Origin of the sequence: Streptomyces sp. NPDC058371 (assembly GCF_042723265.1) — a bacterium.
In the GTDB taxonomy this organism is placed as follows: domain Bacteria; phylum Actinomycetota; class Actinomycetes; order Streptomycetales; family Streptomycetaceae; genus Streptomyces.
This window is the reverse complement of the sequence record NZ_JBHXJC010000014.1, coordinates 267,717-280,135: the sequence shown is the minus strand read 5'-3', so window position 1 is coordinate 280,135 and position 12,419 is coordinate 267,717. Positions and strand designations below refer to the sequence as shown.

Below are 12,419 nucleotides of genomic sequence, written 5' to 3'. Positions count from 1 at the left end.
TCGGCCGGTTCGCGACTGCGGGTGCGTGGGGGTTGCGAGCAGCGGCACTCCGCCGCTCTAGCTGCGGGCATGCGTGCCGCTAGGGGCGATGGGGGAGGGTGGGCGCAGCGGCACCCCCGCGGCGCCAGGCTCGTCGACCCACCGCCGCGCCGGCCCCGACGCCGGGGGCCATGCAAGTGGGGGAGTGAGCCCACCCGGGCGTCGCCCCGTAGGCGCCGGGTGCCCATGCAGGTAGCGGAGTCAGCCCACCCGGGCAGGTAGGGGCGGCGCGGCTAGTCCTGGAGGGCTGGGCGGCGGACCAGGAAGGCGGCGCCGGCGCCCGCGGCGAAGAGGGCGGCGACGGACACCGCCGTGGCGATCCACGTCGCGCCGAGCCACTGCCCGCCGAAGTAGCCGAGGGCGACGCTGTACACGGCCCACGCGACCCCCGCGAGGATGGACCAGGGGAGGAACTCCCGGACCCGCCGGTGCGCGGCGCCGGCGCCGAGGGAGACCACCGAACGGCCGGCCGGCGCGAAGCGGGCGATCACGACGAGGGGGCCGCCACCCCGGGACAGCGCCGTGCCGAGACGTTCCTGCGCGCTGGTCAGACGCCGGGAACGGGCGATCGCGCGGTCCAGGCGGGCACCCCCGCGCCAGGCGAGGCGGTACGCGACCAGGTCGCCGAGGACCGAGGCGGTGGCCGCGGACAGCGTCAGCGCCAGGATGTCGGGGACCTCGTGCGGCACCCCCGCTCCCGTCGCGGAGCCCGCCGCGGCCGCGGTGGCCGCCGTGATGACCAGGACGCCGCTGGGCAGGACCGGCAGGAAGACGTCCAGCAGCACGGACCCGGCCACAACGACGTAGATCCATGGGCTGCCGGTCAGCGACCCCACACTCTCAAGCACTGAAAAACTCCCCTGAACTCCCCCGTGGGCACGACCACGCCGCGACGTCGGGGGGAGCGGCAGGGCGGCCTGTGACAGCCATACAGCGTACGCCTGGACCGTGTCGGGAGATCCACGGGGGGCTCATGTGTTCGCCACGAGATGTTCACCCGGCTGCGCCGTCAGCAGGGCGGACGACCCGGACTTCCCGTACGAACGAAACGGACGAAGTGAATCCGGCGGGGGTGAAACCGAGGAAGCGGGATTGACGATGGTGGCAGGAATACTCTCCGGCGCTGTGGCGGCGGCTGTACTCGCGGCGGGCGGAAGCGCGGGCGCGGCTCCGGACGGCTACTGGATGAAGACGGACGGGCAGTTCGCGCGGGCCGGCTCCGCCTCGTCGGCGGCGCTGACGTACGACAGAAAGCTCGTGCCGGCGGGCGCCTGGATCGAGGTCGGCCAGCACATCGACGAGCGCGGCGGCACCGCCGTACGGCTGCGGGTCAAGGGTGTGAAGCCGGGGCACACGTACGGCGTCCATGTGCACCAGAAGCCCTGCGGCGCGAACCCGGCCGACGCGGGCGGGCACTACCAGCACCGCAAGGACCCGGTCCAGCCCTCGACGGACCCCGAGTACGCGAACCCGGACAACGAGATCTGGCTGGACTTCACCGCTGACGAACGGGGCCGCGGCGGTGCGGGGGCCGAGCACGACTGGGGGTTCCGGCGCGGAGAGGCCGCCTCCGTGGTGCTGCACGACCAGCCCGGCATGAGCGGCTCACGCGTGGCCTGTTTCACGGTCCCGTTCGGCTGGGGCGCGGGCACCGGCTGAGCAGTCCGCACAAACAGAGGCGCCCGTCCCCCGGATGAAGGGGACGGGCGCCGTGGTGCGGTGGGTCAGGCCGCGACCGGGGTCTGCTCCGAGGAGGACTTGTCCTCGGCGGCCGGGGACGTACGGCCCCCGAGGTAGCGGTCGGCGCCGAGCGCGCCGGAACCGGTGAAGACGAGCAGGAACATCGACCAGCAGAACACGACGGAGAGTTCGCCGCTGTTCTGGATCGGCCACAGGGCCTGCGACTGGTGCACGTCGAAGTACGCGTACGCCATCGAGCCCGACGAGATGAACGCCGCGGCGCGGGTGCCGAGGCCCAGCAGGACGAGGGTGCCGCCGACGAGCTGGATCACGCCCGCGTACCAGCCGGGCCAGGTGCCGGCGGGGATGGTGCCGCCGCCCATCGCGCCACCGAGGACGCCGAAGATGGAGGCGGCGCCGTGGCAGGCGAAGAGCAGGCCGACGACGATGCGGAACAGTCCGACGGCATAGGGCTGGGCTCTGTTGAGGCGTCCGGTCATGGTGGGGGACTCCTTCGGTCGGCCGGTCCGCGAGCGGACCGGTCCTGGGGGACGGAACCGAGTGAGCCGCCAACGCTAGGCGGACCTAATCGATGCTTGCAAGTTCAACATTAGGCCAAGGTTCCGCTTCCGCTTCCGGTTCAGCCTGGGCCCCCGCCGCACGCAGAACCGCTCGCGCCACCGCATCCGCGTCCGAAAGGGTGACCGAATCCACCCCCGGCCGAGCCCCCGCCGCGGTCACCCAGTGCACCCCCTCCGTCGGCACGCCGAAGGCGAACCGCCGTGCGTGGGCCCGACCTTGACGGTTGATCAGACGATAGGGGCGCGGTGTTACGTCCAGGCCACCGGTTTCGTAACCGTCAACGGTGTGCGGCCGGCACTGGCCCGTCTTCAGCAGCCGGACGAGCAGCTCGTCGGCCGTCCGGCGCAAGTCCGCTTCCGGCAGACGCGCCTCGACGAGCGTGGTCGCCCGGACCGCAGACTCCGGCACCTCGGGGGAGTGTGCGACCCACGCCCCGTCCTCGGCCCGCACCTCCATGCGCGGGCCCACCACCGTCAGGACACCCGCCTCGATCAGTGCGGCCATCTCCTCGATGCGCCGCCGGGGCGGCCCGATGGAGAGGAAGGCGTTGAGCGGGGTGTACCAGCGGTCCAGATGCTCCCGTCGGGAGGCGCCCGACAGCCCTCCGTGGTCCACGATCTGCCGCAGCTCGTTGCGGAGGTCGCGCAGTACGTCGAGAGCGGCCTTCAGTGGGCCGTTCACGTTCCCCAGCGCCGCCTGGGCCGCGTCCTCGCGGAGATGGGCGAGCAGCCAGTCGCGCCAGGCGCCGGGCCCCGCGAAGACCCGTCCGCCGTACGGGCGGGAGATCCGGTCCCAGGACCAGCGGTCGGCTTCCGGGATGCCGAACTCGTCGAGGAGCGCCGCCTCTTCGGGGCTCCGGTGCGCGGTGGCCGGGAACCGGTCCCGGAAGTCGGCCCCCCGTACGGCGTTTTCGGGGTCCAGGAGGCGCAACACGCCTTCGTAGTAGACCGTTTCGACCTCCTTCGCGACCAGGGGCCATATCTCGCCGAGGAAGTCGGGCGCGTCCCCGGAGTCGGCCCGCTTGCGGAAGCGGGAGATCACCCCGTCCGTGAGGACGAGCGGAGTGTGACGGCCGTACGGACCCTTCGCGTTGTCGCCGCGGGCCTGGTGGGGGATGCCGCGCCGGGACCCGGCGTACAGCCGCGGCTCGGCGCCCGAGGGCCGGTAGCGCAGGCCCTGGCGGGTCCGCACGAAGCGGCCGCCGCGGCCCGTCGTCAACAGGGCCATGTGGTCGAAGAAGTTGAGGCCGAGACCGCGCAGCAGGACCGGCTCCCCGGGAGCGACGGCGGCGAGGTCGACATCGGCCGGGTTGGCGGGCGGGACATGGCGCAGGCCGTGCCGGTCGGCGTACGCGGCCAGGCGCTGGTGCGCGGGGTCCGCGAGGACCGGCAGATGGCCCTGGGCGAGGACCACGGCGGACAGGTCCGTCAGGGCGCGGCCGGTGGAGAGGGTGACCGTCTGCCGGCCGTCCGGGGCGTCGTCGAGGCGGACGGCCCGGGCCGGGTGCACCTCGACCCGGACACCCTCCGGTGCGCGGTCCGCCACCTCGGCGAAGACCCACTCCAGATAGCGCCCGTACTGGGCCCGGGTCGGGTAGTCGTCGGGACCGACCCCGTCGGCGCCGGTCTCGGCGGCCCAGGTGTACAGGCTCGGCCCGGGACGTATCGGGCCCGCGCACTCCACGCTCTCGTCGGTGAACAGCGTCACCTGGCAGGCCACCGTGTTCATCAGCAGCTCCGGCGGCTGCGCGGTCCGCCAGACGCGGCCGGCACCCGGCGGCGACGGATCGATCACATGGACCGTGAGGCGCGCCCCGCGCGGGAGCAGCTCGGGTGCGGAGGCGCACAGGCGCTCCAGGACGCTGGTGCCGCGGGGTCCTGCGCCGATCACGGCGACGGAGACGTGGACGGATTGCGCGGGTGCTGCAGACAAAGGTGTGACTCCCGGGCATGTGGGGCGCAGGGCAGCAAACCGCCTACTGGAAGCGGACGGTCCGCCTCATCATGCCGTCGTACGGTGCGCGAGCCGACCCCCGGGGCGAGTGATCCGCACCGGGTGTGGGATGCGTCACGAGCATCAGGGACAACGCGGGCAACAGGGGGACGGAAAGGGTCAATCGGGGCGCGAGTAGGGGCTCATCGGGGCGTGAACAAGGGGGCTGTCGGGGTGCGCGAAGGGGGTTATCGGGGTGTGAGCACGGACTCCTCCACGGTCGTCAGACGGGGACTGCCACCGCGTACGGACTGCGCCTGTTCGAGCCGCAGGGTCGCCTCCCGCCCGCGCATGGTCAGCGTCATCAGCTGGTTGCCGAACCAGGGGCCGCCCGTCCGGCGCCAGTCCACGGCCGGACGGTCCGCGCGCCCGTGCCGCAGGAGCCGGCGGCCGATCGCCCGCCCCAGCCCGCTCCAGCCGAAGCGGAAGCCGAGCCGCATCGTCAGGGGGATGGAGTTGTGGACCGGCGAGCAGGTCAGCTGGAGGACGCGGGCGTCGGGGGTGGCGTCGGCGGGCCACCGCGGCTCGGCGACGTACGCGTGATGCACGTCCCCGGACAGCACGCACACCGTCGCCGGTGCCTGCGCCCCGGTCCCCGCCTCGGCGACCAGCCGCCCCAGCTCCTCGAACGACTCCGGGAACGCGGCCCAGTGCTCCAAGTCGGCGCCCCTGCGCACCCGTTCCCCGATCCGCGCCCAGCGTGCTCCGCGCTCGCCCCGGCACAGGGCGGCGTTCCACGTCTCGGCGTCGTGTATGAGATGCGGCAGCAGCCAGGGCAGCGAGGTCCCGATGAGCAGGTGGTCGTACGCGTCGCGGTGGTCCCACACCTGCTCCCGCAGCCACTCCGCCTCCCCGCTGTCCAGCATCGAGCGGTTGTCCTCCTTGAGGACCCGGGCCGCCCGTGAGTCGACCATCACCACGCGCACGCGGCCGAAGTCGCGGCGGTAGCTCCAGCGGACGGAGGACGGGTCGGCGTCGGACCGGGCGGCGTGGGCGCGCAGGACGTCCGTGCCGTCGGGTGTCTCGCGGACGGCGGCGTAGAGCGGGTCGGTGGCGAGCTCGGCGGGGGCGAGATTGCCGAGGTGCTGATGGACCCAGTACGACATCAGGCCGCCGAGGATGCGCTCGCGCCACCACGGCGTCGTCCGGATGTCGGCTAGCCAGGCGTCGCTCGTGTTCCAGTCGTCGATGATGTCGTGGTCGTCGAAGATCATGCAGCTGGGGACCGTGGAGAGCAGCCAGCGGATCTCGGGGTCCAGCCACGATTCACGGTAGAGGTGGGTGTACTCCTCGTAGTCCGCGACCTGCGTGCCGGGGAGCTCGTCCAGTCCCCGGCGGGCGGCGATCCAGCGGCGGGTGGCCTCGGAGGTCTCGTCCGCGTACACCTGGTCGCCCAGCAGCAGGAGCACGTCCGGTCGCTCCGCCTCGGGGGAGGAGGCGAGGCGCGCCGCCAGGGTGTCCAGGGCGTCCGGGCCCACCGGGTCCTTCTCGTCCCCGGGCGGGGCGGCCCAGCGGCAGGAGCCGAAGGCGACCTTCACGCTGCCCCCGTCCGGGGTCCGGATCGCCGGGGGCGGGAAACGCGAGTCGGCGGGCGGCCAGACCGGGGTGCCGTCCAGCAGCACCTCGTACGCGGAATCCGTGCCCGGCGCCAGGCCCGTGACCGGCACCAGCGCGTAGTGGTGGCCGACGATCTGGAAGGTGCGGGTCTCCCCTCCGGCGCCCCCGGCGCACCGTACCTCGGCGGTGCACGGACGGCTCGTCTCGACCCAGACGGTCGCGGACGAGTCGTCGACATACCTCAGCAGGGGGCCCAGACGCAGCGCCGCCATGTCGATCACCTTCCTCCGTCGCCCCGTACGGTACGGAACGACGGAGGCCGGTGGGGAGGTTCCGGAGAAGAATCGAGGGCTCAGCAGCCGCTGAGCACCGAGGACAGCTTGGACTTCTCCGCGGAGTCGACCGAGAGGTCGTAGTAGTACTTCACCTGGACCCAGGCGCGCACGTAGGTGCAGGCGTAGGCGGTGCGGGACGGCATCCAGGTGGCCGGGTCCTGGTCGCCCTTCGCCTGGTTCACGTTGTCCGTGACGGCGATGAGCTGGGGGCGGGTCAGGTCGTTGGCGAAGCCCTGGCGCTGGGCGGTGGTCCACTTGCTCGCGCCGGAGTCCCACGCCTCGGCCAGCGGCACGAGGTGGTCGATGTCCAGGTCGGAGGCGGCGGTCCAGGTCGCACCGTCGTAGACGGAGTACCAACTGCCGCTGGTGGAGGCGCAGGCGGAGTCGGTGACGACGTTCGTGCCGTCCCGCTTCAGGACCGTCTCGCGGGTGTTGCACGCACCGCTGATGGTGATCCAGTGCGGGAACAGATCGCGGTTGTAGCCGGTACGGTCCTCCGTCGCCACGGTGAGGGAGGCGAGGTAGGTGCGGGCGGTGGCGGCGCTGACCGGGGTCGGCAACGCGGCTGAGGCGGCCGGGCTGTTGAAAATCCCGGCCAGGGCTATCAGACCCGTGACGGCGGCGAGTATGCTCAGCCGTCGACGCGCGTAGACCTTGGGCATGCGAACTCCCTTGCAGTGGGGTGCCGTTGGGCGAGCGAGCTCATGCTCCGGGCGGTGTGTTTCCAGCAGGTGTGCGTCGGGTGAGAACCTAGTGACGTGTTCATGACACGACAAGGTGTGTGACGGGACCTGTTACGGGAGGGGCCGGGCGCGGCCCGCCCCGCGTGCCGCGGTTTGTGGTGGGTGACCGGCGGTCCGGGACCAGGGGCCCTCGTGGTCCGAACGGGCGTCCCGTACGATGGATGGCGCAGAAGGGGAGTAGCTCTTCGCCGGACCGTCGACATACTGCTCAGCTCGTCTGAGCCGGCGCCCGGAGGCAGACCTCGTTCGCGAGGCCGGCCAGCGAGACCTTCGGCAAGCAGTGCACCGCCCGTGCGTCCTCGTGCGGGTGCCTATGTGTGCTGCCGTGCCGAGGTGTCGCAGCGCAGTCACAGCACTCTCGGTGGGGCGGCCCCGACCGATTGAGGAATTTTGATCAGCTTCAGTGTGATGGCGCTCGTCTTCGGCGTCGTCTTCCTGGCCGAGCTGCCGGACAAGACCGCGCTCGCCGGGCTCGTGCTCGGCACGCGCTACCGCGCCTCGTACGTCTTCGCCGGTGTCGCCGCCGCCTTCGCCCTCCATGTCGCGCTCGCCGTCGCGGCGGGCAGCGTGCTGACCCTGCTGCCGCAGCAGATCGTGCACGCGATCACGGGTGTGCTCTTCCTCGGTGGTGCCGCGGTGCTGCTGATGAAGAAGGACGAGGACGAGGGCGAGGTCCGCAAGCCCGAGAACCAGAGTTTCTGGAAGGTCTCGGGGGCCGGCTTCATGCTCATCCTGATTGCCGAGTTCGGCGATCTCACCCAGATCATGACGGCGAACCTCGCCGCCCGGTACGACGACCCGCTCTCCGTCGGCCTGGGCGCGGTCCTCGCGCTGTGGGCGGTCGCCGGGCTCGGCATCGTCGGCGGCAAGGCCCTGATGAAGCGGGTGCCGCTCGAACTCATCACGAAGGTCGCGGCCCTGCTGATGCTGGGGCTGGGCGTGTGGAGTCTGTACGAGGCGGTGGCGAGCTGAGTCGGCCGAGTCAGCCGAGTCCAGGGGGTGTCGGTCCGGTCCGGCTCGGCTCGGTCCGGCCCGATCCCGCCCGGCTCGGAGGGCGCTCCCTGGCCCGCTTCCGTCCGCTGTGAGGAAGCCCTGGTCGGCGGCGGTGGCGCCGAGGTCCCCTCGTTTTGTATCGTGAAGGAACAAAGTGGCTCCCGCCCGCACTCCCTGACCGGCGGGCGGGGCCGCCTTGTTCCCCGGGGACACCGTCCCGGTCCACCGGACGACGGCTCCCGGCCCCCTATCCCGCGCTTTGGAGCCTGCCGATGACGGCCACCACCGTTCTGACCGCCCGCGCCCTCCTGCTCGACATGGACGGCACCCTCGTCAACTCGGACGCCGTCGTCGAGCGCTGCTGGCGGCGCTGGGCCGATCTGCACGGGCTCGACGGGGACGAGGTCATGAAGGTCGTCCACGGCCGGCAGGGCTACGCCTCGATGGCCGTCCTGCTGCCGCACCGGCCCATGGAGCAGAACCACGCGGACAACGCGCGCATGCTCGCGGAGGAGACCGCCGACATGGACGGCGTCGTCGAGGTGCCCGGGGCCACGGGCTTCCTCGCCTCGCTCGCCGGGCTGCCGCACGCCCTGGTGACCTCCGCGGACGTGGGGCTGTCCACGGCGCGGATGGCTGCCGCGGGGCTGGCGCTGCCGGACGTGCGGGTGACCGCCGAGTCCGTCGGGGCCAGCAAGCCGGACCCCGAGGGGTTCCTCAAGGGCGCCGCCGAGTTGGGGATCGCGCCCGAGGACTGTGTCGTGTTCGAGGACTCCGGGGCGGGGATCGCGGCCGGGAAGGCCGCGGGGATGCGGGTGGTGGGGGTGGGGTCTCGGGCCGCGCTGCACGGGCCCGATGCGCTGGTGTACGACCTCACGCAGGTGCGGGTGGATGCCCTGGAGGGCGGGGAGATTCGGCTGCGGATCGGCTGACGCCGGTTCTGGGGGGCGTCGGGGCGCGTTCGTGGGGTGCGCCGGGGTTCCGGCCCCTTGTTTTCGGCTCCTCCACCCCTGCCCGTCCCGTATCCGTCCTGCTTCCGGGGCTCCGCCCCCGGGCCCCCGTCATCGGCCTTGCGGCCTCGTCCTCAAACGCCGGACGGGCTGAGACTGCTGGGATTCGCTCACGGCTCCGTAGTTTCCGACTCCAGGCTCGTTCGGGTGGACGGGCCGTACACGCCCTGTTCGTCGGTGGTGATGCCGCGGGCCACCTGGTAGCGGCGGACGGCTTCCTCGACCTGGCTGTCGTAGGTGCCGTCGGCGGTGCCGATGTAGAGGGCCAACTGGGTCAGCCGCAGCTGGAGTTCGGTGACCTCGGGGCCCTGGTCGCCGGGGCGCAGGACCTGGGCGCCGCGTTTGTCCTGGCCGGAGTCGTCGGGGGGTCCGATCGAACCCGTGGCGCGGGCGGTCGGCGGTGCCTCGGTCGGAGTGGCGGGCCGGGAGGGCTTGGCCGACCTGCCGGACGACGACGCGGAGGGTGACGGGCCGCCGCCTGCCGACGCCGTCTCCCGGGCCGGGGCCGTCGGACTCGCGCTCCTGGACGCCGGCGCCGAGGCGGTCCCGTCCGGCGACTCCTCCGGCACGCTCTCCCGGACGGCGTCCGGCAGTGCGCCGTCCCGCTCGGGGGAGTCGTACGACAGCAGTCCGGTCGCGAATCCCGCGGCGGCCAGGACGCCCACGACCGCTCCGGCGGCTCCGACGAGTGCGATACGGCGTCGGCGCCGGGGTCGGTTGCCGGAGGGCGGGAACGCCGAGCCGGGGGCCTCGGTGGCATGGCCCTGTTCCTGGGGGAGGCGGACTTCCTCGGGTTCCGGTCCGGGCATCGCCCTCGGCAGGGGCATCGTCCGCGCGGACTCACCGCGGCGCGTCTCGTCACGGGCCGTCTGGCTGCGGCCTGTCTCGTCACGGGCCGGCTCACCCCGGCCCGTCTCGTCACGGTCCGCGCGGCCCGCGTGAGGTGCTCCGCCGAGGTCTGCGTGGGGCGGGCCGGCGAGGTCCGCGTCGGCCGTACCGCCGACGTCCACGTAGGGCCGTATGCGCAGCGGATCGAAGTCCTCCGCTGCCGCGGCGTCCGCGGTGCGGGCGTCGCGGAGGGCGTCGGAGGCGCGCTGGGTGCATGCGCAGGACGGTGTGCCGTCCGGCTCCCGGTGCGTTCCGCACTCCGGGCAGACAGGTCCCTTCGGTCCGCTCACGTGTGGTCCCTCCCCCTCACGGACTCCCGAGATTATCCGGACGTCCCTCACAGGATCTCCTCGGCACCCCGGCATTACCGGCCTCTGTGGAGGACTCAACAGGCCATAACTGGACACACCGACCAGGATGGAAGCTGACCGAGATCCAGGGGCCCATGGGAGGTCCGTATGACCGGGGACGTGCAGGGCACGGACGCGGCGGTGGCGAGCCAGGGCCCGGCGCCCGAGGGCCAGGTGCACGGCAGCGTCCTCGTGTCGATCGGCGCGCTGCTGCTCGGCATGCTGCTCGCCGCCCTCGACCAGACGATCGTGTCGACCGCGCTGCCGACCATCGTCAGCGATCTCGGCGGCCTGGAGCACCTGTCCTGGGTCGTCACCGCGTACCTGCTCGCGTCGACCGCGGCGACCCCGCTGTGGGGCAAGCTCGGCGACCAGTACGGCCGCAAGAAGCTCTTCCAGACGGCGATCGTGATCTTCCTGATCGGGTCGGCGCTGTGCGGCATGGCGCAGAACATGACCGAGCTGATCGCCTTCCGTGCCCTGCAGGGCCTGGGCGGTGGCGGGCTGATCGTGCTGTCCATGGCGATCGTCGGCGACCTGGTCTCCCCGCGTGAACGCGGCAAGTACCAGGGCCTGTTCGGTGCCGTCTTCGGCGCGACCAGCGTGCTCGGGCCGCTGCTCGGCGGGTTCTTCACCGAGCACCTGAGCTGGCGCTGGGTCTTCTACATCAACCTGCCCGTCGGTGTGGTCGCACTCGCCGTGATCGCCACCGCCCTGCACATCCCGCGGCGTAGCGCCCAGCACGTCATCGACTACCTCGGCACCTTCCTCATCGCCGCGGTCGCGACCTGTCTGATCCTGGTCGCCTCGCTCGGCGGCTCCACCTGGGGCTGGAGTTCGCCGGAGCTGATCGGTGTCGCCGTCCTCGCGGTGGTACTGGCGGTGGCCTTCGCCGCCGTGGAGCGCCGGGCGGCCGAACCGGTGCTGCCGCTGAAGCTGTTCCGCATCCGCACCTTCACGCTCGCCGCCGTCATCAGCTTCGTCGTCGGCTTCGCCATGTTCGGCGCGATGACGTATCTGCCGACGTTCCTCCAGGTCGTCCAGGGCATCTCGCCCACCATGTCCGGCGTGCACATGCTGCCCATGGTGTTCGGCCTGCTGATCTCCTCCACCGCCTCCGGCCAGATCGTCAGCCGCACCGGCCGCTGGAAGGTGTTCCCCATCGCGGGCACCGGCGTCACGACCCTCGGGCTGCTCCTGCTGCACCAGCTCGACGAGAACAGCAGCACCGGCACGATGAGCGCCTTCTTCTTCGTCTTCGGTCTCGGTCTCGGCCTGGTCATGCAGGTCCTGGTCCTGATCGTGCAGAACGCGGTCTCGTACGAGGATCTGGGCGTCGCCACCTCCGGCGCCACCTTCTTCCGCTCCATCGGCGCCTCGTTCGGCGTGGCCATCTTCGGCACGATCTTCGCGAGCCGCCTCGGCGACAAGCTGACGGCCGCGCTCAGGGGGCAGCAGCTGCCCGCGGGCCTCGATGCGAACGCGCTCAAGTCCGACCCGAAGGTCATCGCCGGGCTCCCGGCCTCGCTGCGGCCGTCCGTGCTGCACGCGTACGCCTCGTCGATCACCGACGTGTTCCTGTATGCGGCTCCGGTCGCGTTCGTCGGCTTCGTACTCGCCTGGTTCCTGCGCGAGGACCGGCTGCGGGCCTCCGTGACCGCACCGGACGTGACGCAGACGCTGGCCAGCAACCCGGTCGAGCGGTCCTCGCACGACGAGGTGTGCCGGGCGCTGTCGGTCCTCGGCACCCGGGAGGGGCGCCGGGAGATCTACGAGAAGATCACCGCGCGGGCCGGGTACGACCTGCTGCCGGCCGCGAGCTGGGTGCTCCTGCGCGTGAAGAAGTACGGCCGGGTCGAGCCCGGCCTGCTGGCCGAGCGCAGCCCGGTGCCGCTGAACGTCGTGCTCGCCGCGGCCCGCCAGGTCGAGGAGCGGGGCCTCGCCGCCCGCGAGGGCGTGGACCTGATCCTCACCGACCGGGGTCGCGAGGTCGCCGGGAAGCTGGCCAAGGCCCGTGAGGAGTCCCTGGCCGAGCTGCTGGGGGACTGGTGGGGCCCGGACCGCCCCACGGACCTGGTCCAGCTCGTCGAGGAGCTGAACGCCGAGCTGTGCGGTTCCGACGCGGAGCGCCCGCACGACGGTGAGGTGAAGCGGTCGCGCGGCGGCTTCGCGTGACCTGGTTCAGGTGGTCCCGCGGTGGCTTCGGAGTCCGGTCGGTGCCGGCGGTCGTGGGGAGGCTTCGCGTGCCCT

Annotated in this window: 10 protein-coding genes; 4 read left to right on the top strand and 6 right to left on the bottom strand. The window is 72.3% G+C overall.

What is annotated here, in order from left to right:
• Positions 1-272: 272 nt before the first annotated feature.
• Positions 273-887, bottom strand: a complete 615-nt coding sequence (locus ACFWM2_RS32595; protein ID WP_383287418.1) for a DedA family protein — start codon at positions 885-887, stop codon at positions 273-275.
• 250 nt (positions 888-1,137) lie between these two features.
• On the opposite strand from ACFWM2_RS32595, the gene ACFWM2_RS32590 reads away from it, so the two are divergent.
• Positions 1,138-1,698: a superoxide dismutase family protein gene (locus tag ACFWM2_RS32590; RefSeq protein WP_383287416.1), complete on the top strand. Its 561-nt coding sequence runs from the start codon at positions 1,138-1,140 to the stop codon at positions 1,696-1,698.
• A gap of 65 nt (positions 1,699-1,763) precedes the next feature.
• Here ACFWM2_RS32590 and ACFWM2_RS32585 read toward each other — a convergent pair whose 3' ends face one another.
• From ACFWM2_RS32585 to ACFWM2_RS32570, 4 genes are all read right to left on the bottom strand, one after another.
• Positions 1,764-2,219 carry a DoxX family protein gene (locus ACFWM2_RS32585; RefSeq protein WP_383287414.1) on the bottom strand — a complete coding sequence of 152 codons (456 nt, stop codon included), beginning with the start codon at positions 2,217-2,219 and terminating at the stop codon, positions 1,764-1,766.
• Positions 2,220-2,304: 85 nt separating this feature from the next.
• Positions 2,305-4,233 carry an FAD/NAD(P)-binding protein gene (locus ACFWM2_RS32580; protein WP_383287412.1) on the bottom strand — a complete coding sequence of 643 codons (1,929 nt, stop codon included), beginning with the start codon at positions 4,231-4,233 and terminating at the stop codon, positions 2,305-2,307.
• 248 nt (positions 4,234-4,481) lie between these two features.
• Positions 4,482-6,122 carry an alkaline phosphatase D family protein gene (locus tag ACFWM2_RS32575; protein ID WP_383287410.1) on the bottom strand — a complete coding sequence of 547 codons (1,641 nt, stop codon included), beginning with the start codon at positions 6,120-6,122 and terminating at the stop codon, positions 4,482-4,484.
• 80 nt (positions 6,123-6,202) lie between these two features.
• Positions 6,203-6,847, bottom strand: a complete 645-nt coding sequence (locus ACFWM2_RS32570) for an HNH endonuclease family protein (RefSeq protein WP_383287408.1) — start codon at positions 6,845-6,847, stop codon at positions 6,203-6,205.
• A 471-nt stretch (positions 6,848-7,318) separates the two neighbouring features.
• On the opposite strand from ACFWM2_RS32570, the gene ACFWM2_RS32565 reads away from it, so the two are divergent.
• Together ACFWM2_RS32565 and ACFWM2_RS32560 are read left to right on the top strand one after the other, a co-directional pair.
• Positions 7,319-7,900 carry a TMEM165/GDT1 family protein gene (locus tag ACFWM2_RS32565; protein ID WP_383287407.1) on the top strand — a complete coding sequence of 194 codons (582 nt, stop codon included), beginning with the start codon at positions 7,319-7,321 and terminating at the stop codon, positions 7,898-7,900.
• Between the two features lie 293 nt (positions 7,901-8,193).
• Positions 8,194-8,853: an HAD-IA family hydrolase gene (locus ACFWM2_RS32560; protein WP_383287405.1), complete on the top strand. Its 660-nt coding sequence runs from the start codon at positions 8,194-8,196 to the stop codon at positions 8,851-8,853.
• Positions 8,854-9,041: 188 nt separating this feature from the next.
• On the opposite strand, the gene ACFWM2_RS32555 is transcribed toward ACFWM2_RS32560, so the two are convergent.
• Complete coding sequence (locus ACFWM2_RS32555; protein ID WP_383287403.1) at positions 9,042-10,109, bottom strand: peptidoglycan-binding protein; 1,068 nt, start codon at positions 10,107-10,109, stop codon at positions 9,042-9,044.
• Between the two features lie 168 nt (positions 10,110-10,277).
• Between ACFWM2_RS32555 and ACFWM2_RS32550 the strand changes: the two genes are divergently transcribed.
• Positions 10,278-12,344: a DHA2 family efflux MFS transporter permease subunit gene (locus ACFWM2_RS32550; RefSeq protein WP_383287401.1), complete on the top strand. Its 2,067-nt coding sequence runs from the start codon at positions 10,278-10,280 to the stop codon at positions 12,342-12,344.
• Positions 12,345-12,419: the final 75 nt, after the last annotated feature.